Origin of the sequence: Neorhizobium sp. T6_25, assembly GCF_002968555.1 — a bacterium.
In the GTDB taxonomy this organism is placed as follows: domain Bacteria; phylum Pseudomonadota; class Alphaproteobacteria; order Rhizobiales; family Rhizobiaceae; genus Neorhizobium.
The window spans coordinates 1-16,593 of sequence record NZ_PVBL01000016.1 but is presented as its reverse complement, the minus strand read 5'-3'; the positions used below and the strand labels follow the sequence as shown (position 1 = coordinate 16,593).

Annotated in this window: 17 protein-coding genes; 1 reads left to right on the top strand and 16 read right to left on the bottom strand. The window is 62.3% G+C overall.

What is annotated here, in order from left to right:
* Nucleotide 1: 1 nt before the first annotated feature.
* The 15 genes from C5L10_RS20400 to sdhC all read right to left on the bottom strand — a co-directional run bounded on the left by C5L10_RS20400 (nucleotide 2) and on the right by sdhC (nucleotide 15,405).
* Nucleotides 2–754 (bottom strand): SDR family oxidoreductase, encoded by a 753-nt coding sequence (locus C5L10_RS20400; RefSeq protein ID WP_038546504.1) that lies wholly within the window; start codon nucleotides 752–754, stop codon nucleotides 2–4.
* Nucleotides 751–1,239 (bottom strand): hypothetical protein, encoded by a 489-nt coding sequence (locus C5L10_RS20395; protein WP_172717089.1) that lies wholly within the window; start codon nucleotides 1,237–1,239, stop codon nucleotides 751–753. The genes C5L10_RS20400 and C5L10_RS20395 overlap by 4 nt, the downstream gene beginning before the upstream one ends.
* A gap of 16 nt (nucleotides 1,240–1,255) precedes the next feature.
* Nucleotides 1,256–1,672 (bottom strand): MAPEG family protein, encoded by a 417-nt coding sequence (locus C5L10_RS20390; RefSeq protein ID WP_105431144.1) that lies wholly within the window; start codon nucleotides 1,670–1,672, stop codon nucleotides 1,256–1,258.
* A 15-nt stretch (nucleotides 1,673–1,687) separates the two neighbouring features.
* Nucleotides 1,688–2,926: a 2-oxoglutarate dehydrogenase complex dihydrolipoyllysine-residue succinyltransferase gene (gene odhB / locus C5L10_RS20385; RefSeq protein ID WP_105431143.1), complete on the bottom strand. Its 1,239-nt coding sequence runs from the start codon at nucleotides 2,924–2,926 to the stop codon at nucleotides 1,688–1,690.
* Nucleotides 2,927–2,983: 57 nt separating this feature from the next.
* The gene (locus C5L10_RS20380) at nucleotides 2,984–5,980 is read right to left on the bottom strand and encodes a 2-oxoglutarate dehydrogenase E1 component (protein ID WP_105431142.1); all 2,997 of its coding nucleotides are present in this window, start codon (nucleotides 5,978–5,980) and stop codon (nucleotides 2,984–2,986) included.
* A 240-nt stretch (nucleotides 5,981–6,220) separates the two neighbouring features.
* Entirely contained in the window at nucleotides 6,221–7,126 is a 906-nt protein-coding gene (gene sucD, locus C5L10_RS20375) for a succinate--CoA ligase subunit alpha (protein ID WP_046665078.1), read from the bottom strand.
* Nucleotides 7,127–7,145: 19 nt separating this feature from the next.
* A complete protein-coding gene (gene sucC / locus C5L10_RS20370) occupies nucleotides 7,146–8,339 on the bottom strand; it encodes an ADP-forming succinate--CoA ligase subunit beta (RefSeq protein ID WP_046665079.1) in 1,194 nt (397 codons plus the stop codon).
* A 36-nt stretch (nucleotides 8,340–8,375) separates the two neighbouring features.
* Entirely contained in the window at nucleotides 8,376–9,338 is a 963-nt protein-coding gene (mdh, locus tag C5L10_RS20365) for a malate dehydrogenase (protein WP_007757753.1), read from the bottom strand.
* A gap of 176 nt (nucleotides 9,339–9,514) precedes the next feature.
* Entirely contained in the window at nucleotides 9,515–10,678 is a 1,164-nt protein-coding gene (zapE, locus tag C5L10_RS20360; RefSeq protein WP_105431141.1) for a cell division protein ZapE, read from the bottom strand.
* Between the two features lie 30 nt (nucleotides 10,679–10,708).
* Nucleotides 10,709–11,248 (bottom strand): protease inhibitor Inh/omp19 family protein, encoded by a 540-nt coding sequence (locus C5L10_RS20355; protein ID WP_105431231.1) that lies wholly within the window; start codon nucleotides 11,246–11,248, stop codon nucleotides 10,709–10,711.
* A 187-nt stretch (nucleotides 11,249–11,435) separates the two neighbouring features.
* Entirely contained in the window at nucleotides 11,436–12,215 is a 780-nt protein-coding gene (locus tag C5L10_RS20350; protein ID WP_007757759.1) for a succinate dehydrogenase iron-sulfur subunit, read from the bottom strand.
* Nucleotides 12,216–12,226: 11 nt separating this feature from the next.
* The gene (locus C5L10_RS20345; protein WP_245448065.1) at nucleotides 12,227–12,763 is read right to left on the bottom strand and encodes a hypothetical protein; all 537 of its coding nucleotides are present in this window, start codon (nucleotides 12,761–12,763) and stop codon (nucleotides 12,227–12,229) included.
* A gap of 8 nt (nucleotides 12,764–12,771) precedes the next feature.
* On the bottom strand, nucleotides 12,772–14,613 hold the full coding sequence (gene sdhA / locus C5L10_RS20340; RefSeq protein WP_105431140.1) for a succinate dehydrogenase flavoprotein subunit: 1,842 nt from the start codon (nucleotides 14,611–14,613) through the stop codon (nucleotides 12,772–12,774).
* Between the two features lie 7 nt (nucleotides 14,614–14,620).
* A complete protein-coding gene (gene sdhD, locus C5L10_RS20335) occupies nucleotides 14,621–15,001 on the bottom strand; it encodes a succinate dehydrogenase, hydrophobic membrane anchor protein (RefSeq protein WP_105425953.1) in 381 nt (126 codons plus the stop codon).
* A gap of 11 nt (nucleotides 15,002–15,012) precedes the next feature.
* Nucleotides 15,013–15,405 carry a succinate dehydrogenase, cytochrome b556 subunit gene (gene sdhC, locus C5L10_RS20330; protein WP_105431139.1) on the bottom strand — a complete coding sequence of 131 codons (393 nt, stop codon included), beginning with the start codon at nucleotides 15,403–15,405 and terminating at the stop codon, nucleotides 15,013–15,015.
* Nucleotides 15,406–15,693: 288 nt separating this feature from the next.
* On the opposite strand from sdhC, the gene C5L10_RS20325 reads away from it, so the two are divergent.
* Entirely contained in the window at nucleotides 15,694–16,119 is a 426-nt protein-coding gene (locus C5L10_RS20325; RefSeq protein ID WP_105431138.1) for a hypothetical protein, read from the top strand.
* Nucleotides 16,120–16,142: 23 nt separating this feature from the next.
* On the opposite strand, the gene C5L10_RS20320 is transcribed toward C5L10_RS20325, so the two are convergent.
* A partial coding sequence (locus tag C5L10_RS20320) for a methyltransferase (protein WP_105431137.1) occupies nucleotides 16,143–16,593 on the bottom strand: 451 nt, incomplete at its 5' end.

Genomic DNA, 16,593 nt, shown 5'->3' with positions numbered 1-16,593 from the left:
TTTAGCGCCCGCCACTCACGTCGAGTATGGCGCCGGTTACGTAGGAAGCCGCTGGCGACAGAAAATAGAGGACGGCATCCGCCACCTCTTCCGCCCTGCCCGGCCGTTGCATGGGAACGCTGGGCGCCATGTCGCGCGCCCGGTCCGGCAGGCCGCCGGACGCATGGATATCCGTGTCGATGATGCCCGGGCGGATCGCGTTGACGCGCACGCCTTCGGTCGCGACTTCGCGTGCCAGGCCGATGGTCAGCGTGTCGATCGCCGCCTTCGAAGCTGCGTAGTCGACATATTGCCCCGGAGAGCCAAGCTTGGCGGCCATCGACGAGATATTGACGATCGCGCCACCCTTGCCGCCGTGTCTCGTCGACATCCGGCGGACCGCTTCCCCGGCACACAGGATCGAACCGGTGACATTGATCCGCATCATCCGCTCGATGCGCTCCGCGCTCATCTCGTCGATGCGCTGCGGCATGTCGACGATCCCGGCATTGTTGACCAGCCCGTCGAGCTGCCCGAAATGTCGGTCGACCGCCTGAAACATCGCGACGATCTCGGCCGCATTGCCGATATCAGCCTGGACCGCTATCGCCTCGCTGCCGGCGGCCTCGATTTCCGAAACCACCTTTTCAGCCGCCTGCCGATTGGAGGCGTAGTTCACCGCCACCCGCCAACCACGGCTGGCGGCCATCAGCGAGACCGCCGCGCCGATGCCGCGGCTTCCGCCGGTCACCAGGAGAACAGGGTCTTCGCTCATGCCTTGCATTCCTTGAATTCGTACAGGTCCCAGGGGACCTGTTTCAGACCGCTCTTGCCCCATAGCGTCGAATGTCGGATCGACGGGCCGAAGCCCGGCATCAGGATCGCGTCCGGCGCCGGGGCATTGGCCGCGCCCAATATGTCGATATGGCCGGTCGCCACATCAAGGGCATAGGGGACGCCTGTCCAGACCGTACAGGCTCGAAGTTCGGCGCCGGTCGCATCACCCTGCGGGCAATTGTTCGTCACCATGCCACCCGGACGCTTGGATTCCTCGTCATACATGACGTTGCCGTCGAGCTTCAGCTTGGCCCCGGTGATCGTGAAGAGATGGCTGACCACCGCGGCGTCCGAACCGACCGGCTTGAACGACAGCACGGTCCCGGCGGTAGCCTCGACGAACACGGCCTTCTCGATGGCGCATCGCTCGGCAGCTATCGCCATGCCCGGCACCAGGCAGAATATCGGAAGCCATGTTTTCAAGGATGCGATCATGGCGTCACCGGAAGAGCGCGATGGTCATGGCGAGAAGCCCGATCAGGCTTACCGTCCAGACGAGGGATCGGATATAGGGCACGCCGCCCATGTAGAGCGGGATATAGACGATCCGGGAGATCAGCCAGATCCAGCCGCCGATCAGTCCCCAGCCGGACGCGTCGTCTCCCGCAAAGGCAACGCCGAGCAGCAGGCCGACAAACGCCGGGTAGGTCTCCTGGAAATTCTTCGAGGCGCGTTCGGCACGCCCCGCGAACCGGCCCCTCGGTGCCAGTCCCTGGTCCCGCGGGCCGGCGTTCCATTCACGACCAAGTTCGCGAGTGGAGAGCGTGCCCTGCAGCAGGATGTGGAACACCAGAAGGACAACGCTCAAGGCCAGCAGCGTCATGTATGGCGTTGCGGTAACCCCGAGCGTTTCCATGGGTCCGTCCCCGTCTTAGAGATCGAGAACCAGGCGTTCCGGATCCTCGAGGCTTTCCTTGACGCGCACCAGGAAGGTCACGGCTTCCTTGCCGTCCACCATGCGGTGGTCGTAGGAGAGCGCGAGATACATCATCGGGCGAATGACGATCTGGCCGCCGACGACGACCGGGCGGTCCTGGATCTTGTGCATGCCGAGAATGCCGGACTGCGGAGCGTTGAGGATCGGCGAGGACATCAGCGAACCGTAGACGCCGCCGTTGGAGATGGTGAACGTGCCGCCCTGCATGTCTGCCATGGAGAGCTGGCCGTCGCGGGCGAGCTTGCCGAGGCGGCCGATATCCTTCTCGATTTCGGCGATCGACATCTGGTCGGCGTTGCGCACGACCGGAACCACGAGGCCCTTGTCTGTGCCGACGGCGACGCCGACATGGCAATACTGCTTGTAGATGATGTCGGTACCGTCGATCTCGGCGTTGACGGCCGGCAGTTCCTTCAGCGCGTGGGTCACGGCCTTGGTGAAGAAGCCCATGAAGCCGAGCTTGACGCCATGCTTCTTCTCGAACACGTCCTTGTAGCGGTTACGCAGGTCCATGACCGCCTTCATGTCCACCTCGTTATAGGTGGTCAGCATGGCGGCCGTGTTCTGCGCGTCCTTGAGGCGGCGGGCGATCGTCTGGCGCAGGCGCGTCATCTTCACGCGCTCTTCGCGGGATGCGTCGTCGGCCGAGGAAACCGGGCGCGGTGCTGCCGGAGCGGCAGGCGCCTGGGCCGGAGCGGAAATGCCCTTGGCGACGGCAGCGATCACGTCGCCCTTCAGAACCTGGCCACGCTTGCCCGAACCATCGATATCGGCAGTCGAGATGTTGTTGTCCGCAGCGATCTTGGCGGCAGCCGGAGCCGGCGGCATCGAGGTGGCGGCAGCGGCGACCGGTGCCGGAGCAGCCGGTTCGGCAGCCTTGGCCGGCGCGGCTTCGGCAGGCTTTGCAGCCGGAGCAGCGGTCGCGGCGCCAGCAGCACCTTCCGCGATCTGGCCGAGCAGGGCGCCGAGGCCGACGGTCTCGCCGTTGGCGGCGACGATCTCGGTCAGAACGCCTGCAGCCGGCGACGGAACCTCAACGGTCACCTTGTCCGTTTCGAGCTCGAGGAGCGGCTCGTCGGCCTTGACCGTATCGCCGACCTTCTTGAACCAAGTGCCGACGGTTGCCTCGCTGACGGACTCTCCGAGGGTTGGGACGCGGATTTCGGTGGCCATGATCTGTTTCCGTGTTTGTCAGGTTGTGTCTGTGAAAAGTGGAGAAGCGGCTGGGAATCAGCCGCCGAGCGCGTCTTCGAGGAAGGCTTCGAGCTGTGCGAGATGCTTCGACATCTGGCCCGTCGCAGGCGAAGCCGCTGCCGGCCGGCCCGTATAACGAACGCGCTGATACTTCGCATCGATATGCGCCAGAACCCATTCCAGATACGGGTCGATGAAGGACCACGCGCCCATGTTCTTAGGCTCTTCCTGGCACCAGACCATTTCCGCGTTGCGGAAGCGGGAGAGCTCGTTGATCAGGGCCTTGGCCGGGAACGGATAAAGCTGTTCGATGCGCAGCAGGTAGATGTCGTCGATGCCGCGCTTTTCGCGCTCTTCGAGAAGGTCGTAATAGACCTTGCCGGTGCAGAGCACGACGCGACGGATCTTGGCATCCTTCTGCAGCTTGATCGGGCCGTCCTTGATGACCTCCGCATCGTCCCAGAGGAGACGGTGGAAGGAAGACTCGCCGGCCATTTCGGCAAGCGTCGAGGTAGCCCGCTTGTGGCGCAGCAGGGACTTCGGCGTCATCAGGATCAGCGGCTTGCGGAAATCGCGCTTCGTCTGCCGGCGCAGAATGTGGAAATAGTTGGCCGGCGTCGTGACGTTGGCGACCTGCATGTTGTCTTCGGCGCACATCTGCAACCAGCGCTCCAGGCGTGCCGAGGAGTGTTCCGGACCCTGTCCTTCATAACCGTGCGGCAGCAGGCAGACGAGACCGGACATGCGCAGCCACTTGCGTTCGCCTGACGAGATGAACTGGTCGAACACGACCTGTGCACCGTTGGCGAAGTCGCCGAACTGGGCTTCCCAGAGGGTCAGCGCATTCGGGCGGGCAAGCGAATAGCCGTATTCGAAGCCGAGGACCGCCTCTTCCGAAAGCATCGAGTTGATGACTTCGTAACGGGCCTGGGTCGGCGCCAGGTTGGCGAGCGGAATGTAGCGCTCTTCGGTGTCCTGATCGTAGAGAACCGAGTGGCGCTGCGAGAACGTGCCGCGTTCGCAATCCTGGCCCGACAGGCGGATCTTGGTGCCTTCGACGGCGAGCGAACCGAAGGCCAGGGCTTCCGCCATGGCCCAGTCGATGCCTTCGCCGGTTTCGACCATCTGGGCGCGGTTTTCCATGAACCGCTTGATGGTGCGGTGAGCGTTGAAGCCTTCCGGAATGGTCGACAGCTTGCGGCCGATCTCGCGCAGTTCCTTCATCGGCATCGCGGTCTTGCCGCGGCGCTGTTCGTCGGCATTGTCGGCCGAACGCAGGCCCGACCACTGGCCGTCCAGCCAGTCGGCCTTGTTCGGCTTGTAGCTCTGGCCGGCCTCGAATTCGGTTTCGAGATTGGCGCGCCAGTCGGCCTTCATCTTCTCGAATTCGCCGTCGGTGAGGAGACCTTCGGCGATCAGGCGGTCGGCATAGATCTGCGCGACCGTCTTGTGGGCGCGGATGACCTTGTACATCTTCGGCTGCGTGAACGCCGGCTCGTCGCCTTCGTTATGGCCGAAGCGGCGGTAGCAGAACATGTCGATGACCACCGGCTTGTGGAACTTCATCCGGTATTCGGTCGCGATCTTGGCGGCATAGACGACCGCTTCCGGATCGTCGCCATTGACGTGGAAGATCGGCGCTTCGATCATCTTGGCGACGTCGGACGGGTAGGGCGACGAACGCGAGAAGGCCGGATTGGTGGTGAAACCGATCTGGTTGTTGATGATGACGTGCATCGTGCCGGCGACGCGATGACCGCGCAGGCCCGAAAGGCCGAGGATTTCAGCCACGACGCCCTGGCCGGCAAAGGCCGCATCGCCGTGCAACAGCAGCGGCAGAACCTTGGAACGCTCCTTGAGCGGAATGACGTCGCCTTCCCAGACCTTGGCGCGCATGTCCTGCTTGGCGCGCGCCTTGCCCATGACGACCGGGTTGACGATTTCAAGATGCGAAGGGTTGGCGGTGAGCGACAGGTGCACGGTATTGCCGTCGAACTCGCGGTCGGAAGAAGCACCGAGATGGTACTTCACGTCGCCCGAGCCTTCGACTTCGTCGGGCTTGAACGAACCGCCCTTGAACTCGTGGAACACTGCGCGGTGCGGCTTGCCCATGACGTTGGTCAGAACGTTCAGGCGGCCGCGGTGGGCCATGCCGACGATGACTTCTTCCAGGCCGTCCTGGCCGCCGCGCTTGATGATCTGTTCGAGCGCGGGGATCAGCGATTCGCCGCCGTCGAGGCCGAAGCGCTTGGTGCCCTTGAAGCGTACGTCCAGGAACTGTTCGTAACCTTCCGCTTCCACCAGCTTCTGAAGGATCGCCTTCTTGCCGTTGGCGGTGAATTCGACGCCCTTGCCGGGGCCTTCGATGCGCTCCTGGATCCAGGACTTCTCTTCCGGATTGGAGATATGCATGAATTCGACGCCCAGCGTCGAGCAATAGGTGCGCTCCAGGATCGTGATCATCTCGCGGAGCGTCGCGTGTTCGAGCCCGAGCACGTTGTCGATGAAGATCTTGCGGTCGTAGTCCGCTTCCGTGAAGCCGTAAGCCGTCGGCGAAAGCTCGTTATAGTCCTCGACCGCGCTGGCAATGCCGAGCGGATCGAGCTTGGCATGCAGGTGACCCCGCATGCGGTAGGCGCGGATCATCATGATGGCGCGCACGGAATCCCGCGTCGCCTGCAGCACATCGGTTTCGTTGACCGGCTTGCCGGTCGCCGCGGCAGTCGCTTCCGCCTTTGCCTTGACCTTGGTTTCGATCGCCTTTTCGACGATCGGCCAGTTGCCGTCGAGCGCCGAGACCAGCTCGCCATTGGCCGTGATCGGCCAGTTCTTGCGCTGCCAGGAGGCACCCTTCGCCGCCGCCTTCACATCGTCCGGATTGTCGGCGAGTGCCTTGAAGAAGGCCTGCCATTCCGGCGCGACGGATGTCGGATCGTCCTCGTAACGAGCATGGAGCTGCTCGATATAGGCCGCGTTCTGTCCGTCGAGGAAAGAGGTGATGAGGAACTGCTCGTTGGCTTCTTGCCGTGCCATGGTTATCTGCGGGCGCCGCGCCCGCCTCCTGACGTAATCGGAACCGAAAAATACTTCCGGTATTCCGCATTTTCTTGGTCTTCGTCTTGGTACCGAACCGCGCTTGGCGGTCACGCGTCTCCAGAAACTGAGAGACGCAAAACATGGACAGGCGAAGCATGGAGCGCTTCGCCTGTCCGAAGCTTGTCGGATCAATCGCCACCTATCTATCTAGCGGCGGCGAGTGTTCTTTATGTGGCGTCAGCCCTTGAGGACTTCAACCAAGGTCTTGCCGAGACGGGCCGGGGACGGCGACACCTTGATGCCTGCCGATTCCATTGCCGCGATCTTCGATTCCGCGTCACCCTTGCCGCCGGAAACCACTGCACCGGCATGGCCCATCGTACGGCCCTTCGGAGCGGTGCGGCCCGCGATGAAGCCGGCCATCGGCTTGCTGCGGCCCTTCTTGGCTTCGTCCTTCAGGAACTGCGCTGCGTCTTCTTCTGCCGAGCCGCCGATTTCGCCGATCATGATGATCGAGGTCGTGGCTTCGTCAGCGAGGAACATTTCCAGGACGTCGATGAACTCGGTGCCCTTGACCGGGTCGCCGCCGATGCCGACAGCGGTGGTCTGGCCGAGGCCTTCGTTCGAGGTCTGGAACACGGCCTCATAGGTCAGCGTGCCCGAGCGGGAAACGATGCCGACCGAGCCCTTGCGGAAGATCGAGCCCGGCATGATGCCGATCTTGCATTCTTCCGGGGTCAGGATGCCCGGGCAGTTGGGGCCGAGCAGACGCGACTTGGAGCGGTCGAGGCGAGCCTTGACGCGGACCATGTCCATGACCGGGATGCCTTCGGTGATGCAGGTGATGAAGGGAACTTCGGCTTCGATCGCTTCGATGATCGCGTCCGCGGCGCCTGCCGGCGGAACGTAGATCACGGTCGCGTCGGCGCCGGTCCGTTCCCTGGCTTCGGCAACCGAGGTGAAGATCGGCAGCGCCGTACCGTCGACGCCGGACGACCACGATTCGCCACCCTTCTTGGGATGAACGCCGCCCACCATCTTGGTGCCGTAGTAGCCGAGCGCCTGTTCCGTGTGGAAGGTGCCGGTCTTCCCGGTCAGGCCCTGGACGATGACCTTCGTGTCTTTGTTAACGAGAATAGACATTGATTCCGGTCCTTCCAGGTTAGGCTTCGATCGCCGCGACGATCTTCTTCGCCGCGTCGTCAAGATCGTCAGCCGCAGTGATCGCGAGACCGGACTCGTTGAGGATTTTCTTGCCGAGTTCGACATTGGTGCCTTCGAGGCGCACCACCAGCGGAACCTTCAAGCCGACTTCCTGCACCGCCGCGACAACGCCTTCAGCGATGACGTCGCAGCGCATGATGCCGCCGAAGATGTTGACGAGGATGCCCTCGACCTTCGGGTCCGCGGTGATGATCTTGAAGGCCGCAGCCACCTTCTCCTTGCCGGCGCCACCGCCGACGTCGCAGAAGTTAGCCGGCTCCTTGCCGTAGAGCTTGATGATGTCCATCGTCGCCATGGCGAGACCGGCACCGTTGACCATGCAGCCGATATTGCCGTCGAGCGCGACGTAAGCGAGGTCCCACTTGGAGGCTTCGATTTCCTTGGCGTCTTCTTCGGTCTCGTCGCGCAGCGCCTTGACGTCGTCGTGACGGAAGAGCGCGTTGCCGTCGAACGACATCTTCGCGTCGAGAACGCGCAGGTGGCCGTTCTTCATGACGATCAGCGGATTGATCTCGAGAAGGGCCATGTCCTTCTCGTTGAAGGCCTTGTAGAGCAGCGGGAAGAGCGACTTGGCATCTTCGCCGGCAGCGCCGTCGAGTTCCAGAGCCTTGGAGATCGCGGCGATGTCCGCCGCCGTCACGCCGGCTTCCGGATCGATGGCGATCGTCTGGATCTTCTCAGGCGTGTCGTGGGCAACGGCTTCGATGTCCATGCCGCCTTCGGTCGAAACCACGAATGCGACGCGGCCGACCGAGCGGTCCACCAGCAGCGAGCAATAGAGTTCGCGGGCAATGTCGGCGCCGTCTTCGATGTAGAGGCGGTTGACCTGCTTGCCGGCTTCACCGGTCTGCGCGGTCACCAGCGTGTTGCCGAGCATTTCCTTGGCATGCGCCTTGGCTTCTTCGATCGAGAAGGCGAGGCGAACGCCGCCCTTGGCGTCGGGGCCGAGTTCCTTGAACTTGCCCTTGCCGCGGCCGCCCGCATGGATCTGGCTCTTGACGACGTAAAGTGGACCCGGCAGCGACTTCGCAGCAGCCTCGGCCTCGTCAGCCTTGAGGATCGCGACACCTTCCGCAACCGGCGCGCCATAGCCCTTCAGCAGAGCCTTGGCCTGATATTCATGAATGTTCATGGGTTTGTCCCTGTTTCGATGACTTCAGCGCGTCAATTACTTGAGAGCCGGGGCGATGTTGATGCAGGCTTCGCAGAGGCCGGCAACGGCGCCGACGGACTTCTGGAAGGCAGCTTCTTCGTCCTTGTTGAACTCGACCTCGATGATGCGCTCGACACCGCCAGCGCCGATGATCGTCGGAACGCCGACATACATGTCCTTGACGCCGTACTGGCCGGAGAGATAGGCGGCCGCCGGCAGAACGCGCTTCTTGTCCTTGAGGAAGGACTCGGCCATTTCGATCGCCGAGGCGGCCGGCGCGTAATAGGCCGAACCGGTCTTCAGCAGGCCGACGATTTCGGCGCCGCCGTCACGGGTGCGCTGGATGATTTCTTCGAGACGTTCCTTGGTGACCCAGCCCATCTTGACGAGGTCTGTGAGCGGCACGCCGCCGACGGTCGAGTAACGGGCGAGCGGCACCATCGTGTCGCCATGACCGCCGAGAACGAAGGCGGTGACGTCCTGGACGGAAACGTTGAATTCTTCGGAAAGGAAGAGGCGGAAGCGGGCGCTGTCGAGCACGCCGGCCATGCCGACGACCATGTTCTTCGGCAGACCCGAGAACTTCTGGAGAGCCCAGACCATCGCGTCGAGCGGGTTGGTGATGCAGATCACGAAGGCGTTCGGGGCATATTTCTTGATGCCGGCGCCGACCTGTTCCATGACCTTCAAGTTGATGCCGAGCAGGTCGTCGCGGCTCATGCCCGGCTTGCGGGCGACGCCGGCGGTAACGATGCAGACATCGGCGCCTTCGATAGCCGCGTAGTCGCTGGCGCCGGAAAGCTTGGCATTGAAGCCCTCGACCGGGCCGGACTGGGCGATATCGAGGCCTTTGCCCTGCGGGATGCCGTCAGCGATGTCGAAGAGGACGATGTCGCCCAATTCCTTCAGGCTGGCGAGATGTGCCAGCGTTCCACCGATCATGCCAGAACCAATAAGTGCGATCTTCTTGCGCGCCATCGAAAAGCTTCCTTTCGAGATCCGAATCCATGGCAGACTACGGCTCGCCTACCAACGTGCCAGACCGCATACCGCCATCCGCCTAAAATGGCAATCGATTATTTCCGGCCCAACTTTTTCAATCGGTTAGATGTTAAAACTCTTACGTAAACGTAATAGTTTATGTCACAAAACCGTTAAAGTCGGCGGCGCTTTTCCTGGTGCAGTGCAAGATAGTCCGGGCTGCGCATCTCAAAAAGACGCGAGACGGTGCGGTCGAACTCGAAGCCTTCTGTGCCTTTTCGCTCCAGGAGGATATGTTCCGGCGCGGTCGCGGCGGAAATATAGAGCCGGACCGCGTGGTCGTAGAGCGCATCGACGAGGTTGATCAGCCGCTTGGTTTCGTTGCGCTTCTCTGGCCCGAGCTGCGGAACGCGCTCGACGAAGATCGCGTCGAAGCGATTGGCGAGCGCCAGATAGTCCGACGCCCCCAGCGGCTTGCCGCAGATGTCCTTGAAATCGAAGCGTGCTGCTCGCCCGGCGGCGGAGGGCACGTGGATGCTGCGGCCCTTCATGGGGATCTCGGCAGGCGCCGCCTTCTTGCCTTCGGTCACCTGGTGCCAGGCGGACTCCATCGCGGCGTCGGCGCGCGCATCGAGCGGCGTCACGTAGACCGGCAGGCTTGCTTGCTTCTGCATGCGGTAGTCGTTGGGCGAGTCGAGGGTGACCACGTCCACGTAGCGGTTGAGAAGCGCGATGAACGGCAGGAACAGCCCGCGGTTCAGCCCGTCCCTGTAGAGATCGCCGGGGGCCACGTTGGAGGTCGCGACCAGCACGCAGCCGAGCCCGAACAGCTCCGTGAACAGCCGCGCCAGGATCATCGCATCGGTGATGTCGGTGACCGAGAATTCGTCGAAGCAGAGAAGCTCGGCTTCCGCAAAGAGGGCGGCAGCGACCGGCGGCACGGGATCGGCCTGCTTGGTCTCGCCGCGCTTCAGCTTCTGGCGATGGTCGTGAATGCGGTTATGCACATCCGCCATGAACTCGTGGAAATGCGCCCGACGCTTCTTTGTCGTCGGCGCCTTCTTGAAGAACATGTCCATCAGCATGGTCTTGCCGCGCCCGACGCTGCCATGCACGTAGAGTCCGCGGATTTCGCGCGGCCGCCCGCCGCCCTTGGCGAAAAGCCAGCCAAGCGCGCTCTTCTTCTTCGCAGGTCCCGTCTCGCGAAGGCAGGTCAGCAGATGGTCGAGCTTGACGGCAACCGCCAATTGGGCTGCGTCGGCGGTCAGCACACCCGACACGGTCAAAGCCTTCAGCTCCTCGCCGACGCTCGTCGTGTATTCGGGAATGGGTTCCAACCGGACGCCCTCGATACTGTGGGGAACCGCTTAGCGGCTGAGGCTGACCGGCTGGCCGGAGTTCATCGTACCGTCGAAGCGGTTCTCGGCGCTCTTGTAGACACGTCCGATCACGTCGCCGGCCCGGTTCTTGAACTGGACCATTTTGCCCGACACGTCCCAGGAGCCCATCGCCGTCAGTTCGCCGGCACAGCCGCGGGTACCGCCGCGCGAACCGCCGCCGAGATTGGTGAGCGTCAGGAACATGTCGCAGGACGAACCGGAATTGGACACACGCCAATTGCCGACCATCGCTTCCTTCTTGATGTCGAGCGCAGTCGCAGGCGGTGCGGCATTGGCCGACGCCATGGCAGGATTTGCGCCGGGCGCGCTCGGGAACTGGGAGGAACCGGCAGCGCCGGGAGGCGGCGGAAGCTGGCCGCCCTGAACGGACGGCACGGGCTGCGCCTGAAGCGGCGCCGGCTGAGAGGGTTGGGCGGGCAGATCGCTATAGGGGCTATAGGATGTGCGCTGGCAACCGGCCAGCGCCAAGGCAAGAACAAGTCCCGTCGCCACGTATCTGAACTGCATCATCTAACTCCTGCTTTCAGCTTGACCCGCCACCGATGCCACTGAATTGAGACCGAATTATCGTAAACCACCTTGGTTAATCAAGTCGTATTGGAACAATTCGGCATGGCTGATCAAGAAGAATGCTGCAATGCATCCGGTCCCGCCGACGCGAGGACCGAATGAGGCATCAAATGTCGAGAACGCCTCAGACGCGACGCTCGACCATCATCTTCTTGATTTCGGCGATCGCCTTGGCCGGGTTCAGGCCCTTCGGGCAGGTCTGGGCGCAGTTCATGATCGTGTGGCAGCGATAGAGCCGGAACGGATCCTCGAGATTGTCGAGGCGCTCGCCCTTGGCTTCGTCGCGGCTATCGATCAGCCAGCGATAGGCCTGCAGCAGGGTGGCCGGGCCGAGGTAACGGTCGCCGTTCCACCAGTAGCTCGGACAGGAGGTCGAGCAGCAGGCGCACAGGATGCACTCGTAGAGGCCGTCGAGCTTCTGGCGGTCTTCGTGGCTCTGCTTCCATTCCTTGGCCGGCGGCGGCGAAACCGTCTTCAGCCAGGGCTCGATCGAGCGGTGCTGGGCGTAGAAGTTGGTGAGGTCCGGAACCAGGTCCTTGACCACAGGCATATGCGGCAGCGGATAGACCTTCACGGTGCCCTTCACGTCGTCCATGCCCTTGGTGCAGGCGAGCGTGTTGGTGCCGTCGATGTTCATGGCGCAGGAGCCGCAGATGCCCTCGCGACAGGAGCGGCGCAGCGTCAGCGTCGGATCGATATTGTTCTTGATGTAGAGCAGACCGTCGAGAACCATCGGGCCGCAATCGTCGACATCGATATAATAGGTGTCGATGCGCGGGTTCTGGCCGTCATCCGGGTTCCAGCGGTAGATGCGGAATTCCCGGACGTTCTTGGCACCCGCCGGCTTCGGCCAGGTCTTGCCTTCGGTCATCTGAGAGTTCTTGGGAAGAGCGAGTTCAACCATGTTTGTTTTCCTTACATGTCACCGGCAGACCGAATTGCTTTACTGGCGATATGTTCGGCCTCGACCTTATTGTAGGTCCGCATATCCCTAAGTTCGTTTCCATAGGTCCATTTAAGGCCCCATCGGCATTCATCGTTATCGCATCTTGCTTTCTTCGGTTCGATCAACGCTAGACGAAACGCTTCGCCGCCAATCTCGCCCGTAATTGAACCCGTTCGTCCATGTGGTGCCGAAATCAACTCAAAGCTTCCAGTTCGGCCATCAAGACAATAGAGGCGACCCTTGTAAGTCGCATTTTTGACCTGCAGCCCGAGCACGGAAATACCGGAGCGCAGTTCCGTATATCGCCCTTGGCACTCTTGCTTATCGGGAGAACCGAGAGCCAGCGTCCCACCCGGCTCGTTATGCGCGCTCACCTTACCGATAAGTGGCTTTCCAGTTGCGCTGTACGCGCCTTCAACGCCGTTCACGAAAATGAACGAACATCCGGCGAGCATCAAAACGATTACCCCCAACGCTGCCAAGGATACAATCTCAATGCGCGCCACAATTTACCTCAATAAACACGCGCTTTCGGCTCGATCTTGTGCGGATCGATGCCTTCGGCGATGAGCTCGGTGTGAACCGGGCGATAGTCGAGCTTGACGTCGCCGCTGTCGCTGACCCAGGCGAGCGTGTGCTTGCGCCAGTTCTCGTCGTCGCGGCCGCCGAACGGGCCGGACGTGTAGTCCTCCCGGGCGTGGGAGCCGCGGCTTTCCTTGCGGGCTTCCGCGCCGACCACTGTGGCGATCGCGTTCGCCATCAGGTTTTCGAGTTCCAGCGTCTCGACCAGGTCCGAGTTCCAGATCATCGAACGGTCGGTGACCTTGATGTCCTTCAGCTCGCCCCAGATCGCCGACATGCGCTTGCAGCCCGATTCCAGCGATTCCTGCGTGCGGAACACGGCGGCGTCGTCCTGCATGGTGCGTTGCATCTTGTCGCGCAGCACCGCGGTCGGCGTGCCGCCGTTGGCGTTCCGCAGGCGGTCGAAACGCTCCATGATCTTGTCGCAGGCGGCGATGTTGAGCGCCGGGATCGGCTCGGCCTTGTTGATCACCTCGCCGGCGCGGATCGCGGCGGCGCGGCCGAAGACCACGAGGTCGATCAGCGAGTTGGAGCCGAGGCGGTTGGCGCCGTGAACCGAGGCGCAGCCCGCTTCGCCGACGGCCATCAGGCCGGGCAGAAGACGTTCCGGATTGTTGCTGTCGGCGTTGAGCACTTCACCCCAGAAATTGGTCGGGATGCCGCCCATGTTGTAATGCACGGTCGGAAGAACCGGGATCGGCTCCCGCGTCACGTCGACGCCAGCAAAGATCTTGGCGCTCTCGGAAATGCCCGGCAGGCGTTCGTGCAGAACGGCCGGATCGAGATGGTCGAGATGCAGGAAGATGTGGTCCTTGTTCTTGCCGACGCCGCGGCCTTCGCGGATTTCCAGCGTCATGCAGCGCGAGACGACGTCGCGGGAAGCAAGGTCCTTCGCCGAAGGTGCATAACGCTCCATGAAGCGCTCGCCCTCGGAATTGACGAGGTAACCGCCTTCGCCGCGCGCGCCTTCGGTGATCAGACAGCCGGAGCCGTAGATGCCGGTCGGGTGGAACTGCACGAATTCCATGTCCTGCAAGGGCAGGCCGGCACGAGCCACCATGCCGCCGCCGTCGCCGGTGCAGGTATGGGCTGATGTCGCCGAGAAATAGGCGCGGCCGTAACCGCCGGTCGCCAGCACCACCATCTTGGCGGCGAAGCGATGTATCGTGCCGTCGTCGAGGTTCCAGGCGACGACGCCGGTGCAGCGCCCGTCGTCAGACATGATCAGGTCGAGCGCGAAATATTCGATGAAGAATTCGGCGTTGTTCTTCAGCGACTGGCCGTAAAGCGTGTGCAAGATGGCGTGGCCGGTACGGTCTGCCGCGGCACAGGTGCGCTGCACCGGAGGGCCGGCGCCAAAGTTCTGCATGTGGCCGCCGAACGGGCGCTGGTAGATCTTGCCTTCTTCGTTGCGGGAGAAAGGCACACCGTAGTGCTCGAGCTCGTAGACCGCCTTCGGCGCTTCCATAACCATGTACTGCATGGCATCGACGTCGCCGAGCCAGTCGGAACCCTTGACGGTGTCGTAAAGGTGCCACTGCCAGCTATCCGGCGTCATGTTCTGCAGCGAGGCGGCGATGCCGCCCTGGGCGGCCACGGTGTGCGAGCGGGTCGGGAAGACCTTGGTGATGCAGGCGGTCTTGAAACCCTGTTCGGCCATGCCGAGCGTGGCGCGCAGGCCAGCGCCACCGGCGCCGACGACGATCACGTCATAGGAATGGTCGACATAGGTATAGGCCTTGCCGTTCTGGGCGATGGGTGTGACGGATGCCATGACGGGGTTATCCTGCAAATGCGATTTTCAGGACGGCGAAAAGACAGAGGCCGCCCACCGCGAGGGAAAAGAAGGCGTTGAGGATCAGAAGAACGATCTTCGTGATTTCGGAATGGATGTAGTCCTGGATGATCTCTTCCATGCCGAGACGCATGTGGATGATGCTGGCGATGACGGTCAGCCCGTTGATCGTCGCGACGAAGGGATTGGCGAGCGCGCCGACCACTTCGGCATAAGGCCTGCCACCATAGGCGATCAGGAAGACGATGTAGAAGAGGAGAAGCGGGACGAGGGCGAGCGACGTGGTTCGAACACGCCAGAAATGCTCCGTGCCGCTCTTGGCCGAGCCGAGGCCGCGAACTTTTCCGAGAGGAGTGCGCATATCCATGATCGATCCCCTCAGCGAACGATGAGCACGATCGCCCAGACCAGAACGGTCAGCGCGATGGAAGCCACGAGATTGGCCTTGGCGAGCATGGTCGAGAATTCCTTCTCGAACCCGTAGCCGATATCCCACATGATATGGCGCAGGCCGCCGAGCAGATGGTGAAGAAGGGCCCAGGTATAACCGAACAGGACGATCTGACCGACGATCGAGCCGAACAGCCAGTTGACCTGGTTGAAATATTCCTCGCCGGACGCGGCCGCGATCAGCCAGGCGGCGACCAGCAGCGTGCCGAAGTAGAGCGCCGCACCGGTAATGCGGTGAACGATCGACATCGCCATGGTGGGAATAAATTTGTAGATTTGAAGATGCGGCGACAGGGGCCGGTTATTTGTCACATTCGCCATCAGAACCTCGCGGCGTCGTATGCGGTATCAAGAGCGGGTGCCCGGCAATGCACGCGATGCCGAAGAAATGTGCATTGCATCATTGGCGTGGTTTAATCGTACGAATGTCGGACGACAAGAACAATTCAAACGGATTTCCAATTTAATCGATTGTGGCTTTCTCGGGGCTGATGCGGTGCAAACCCGACTGTCACATTAACTACACTTTCGAAAGATTTCGTTGCCGCCGGGACGGGAGGAGCCGATTTATGATAACGTTTCGTTAATCATATCCTCCGGAGTTTCGCCATGATCGCGAATCGCATCAAGCCTGTCCTGGTCGCTGCCGCCCTTTTGGCGTCGCTCGCATCCGCCACGAACGCCCGCGACGGCCGGAGCGATGCCGACAGCAGCGTCTATCGCCTGGCAGGCAATCGCTGGACGGAACGGAAGGACCGCGCGCCGGAGGTGGAAAGCTTCCGCGTCTTCTATACCGGCACGGCATCCTTCGTCCGCCGACTCGGCATTTTCAGCGGACCGCTGCAGGCTCCCCCGATCCCCGACTTCGGCATCCATTTCGCGCGCTATTTTTCGGAAGACTACTGGTGGGCGCAGGAAGGCCGCGTGGTGCTCGCGCCCAAGGCCAAGATCATCGATGTCGATAGCGGCATGCGGGGCTTCGGAAACGCCTGCTCCTACGAAGCCGGCGTCTGCGTCATCCGCGGCGGGAATTGAGGGGCGGCGTTACCTGCTCGAAGCTAAACAAACCGCCAGACGGTCGTCATCTTCACCTCGCTGTCTTCCAGCGCCCGGGTGACCGGCACCTGATAGACCGCCAGCGACTTGAGCCTGTCCTTCGGAAGGTAGCTGCGGCCGGGATCGCCGACCAGGACCAGCTTTCCCTCGCCCGCAAGCCGCGTGAACCACGGGATCAGGGCCGACGCAAAATCCCGGTCGTAGAAGACATCGCCGGCCACGATGACATTCGCCTCGACAGCCTTGCCTATCCGGTCGTCGGCGGTGGAGCGGATTACCACTCGGTTCTCCGCGGCATTCAACGCTATGGCGCTCGCAGCCCAGGGATCGATATCCGCGGCCAGCACGTCGGCGGCGCCGGCGAGCCGGGCTGCAATCGCCACCAGGCCGGAGCCGCTGGCGAAATCCAGCACCTCTTTGCCCGCGACCGTTTCCGGATGATCGAGGATATAA

Coding starts and splice junctions, on each gene's coding strand:
- C5L10_RS20400 (WP_038546504.1), bottom strand. CDS start 754: ATGAGCGAAGACCCTGTTCTCCTGGTGACCGGCGGAAGCCGCGGCATC.
- sdhC (WP_105431139.1), bottom strand. CDS start 15,405: ATGGCGAATGTGACAAATAACCGGCCCCTGTCGCCGCATCTTCAAATC.
- C5L10_RS20380 (WP_105431142.1), bottom strand. CDS start 5,980: ATGGCACGGCAAGAAGCCAACGAGCAGTTCCTCATCACCTCTTTCCTC.
- mdh (WP_007757753.1), bottom strand. CDS start 9,338: ATGGCGCGCAAGAAGATCGCACTTATTGGTTCTGGCATGATCGGTGGA.
- sdhA (WP_105431140.1), bottom strand. CDS start 14,613: ATGGCATCCGTCACACCCATCGCCCAGAACGGCAAGGCCTATACCTAT.
- sdhD (WP_105425953.1), bottom strand. CDS start 15,001: ATGGATATGCGCACTCCTCTCGGAAAAGTTCGCGGCCTCGGCTCGGCC.
- C5L10_RS20350 (WP_007757759.1), bottom strand. CDS start 12,215: ATGGTTGAACTCGCTCTTCCCAAGAACTCTCAGATGACCGAAGGCAAG.
- C5L10_RS20390 (WP_105431144.1), bottom strand. CDS start 1,672: ATGGAAACGCTCGGGGTTACCGCAACGCCATACATGACGCTGCTGGCC.
- sucD (WP_046665078.1), bottom strand. CDS start 7,126: ATGTCTATTCTCGTTAACAAAGACACGAAGGTCATCGTCCAGGGCCTG.
- C5L10_RS20325 (WP_105431138.1), top strand. CDS start 15,694: ATGATCGCGAATCGCATCAAGCCTGTCCTGGTCGCTGCCGCCCTTTTG.
- sucC (WP_046665079.1), bottom strand. CDS start 8,339: ATGAACATTCATGAATATCAGGCCAAGGCTCTGCTGAAGGGCTATGGC.
- odhB (WP_105431143.1), bottom strand. CDS start 2,926: ATGGCCACCGAAATCCGCGTCCCAACCCTCGGAGAGTCCGTCAGCGAG.
- C5L10_RS20355 (WP_105431231.1), bottom strand. CDS start 11,248: ATGCAGTTCAGATACGTGGCGACGGGACTTGTTCTTGCCTTGGCGCTG.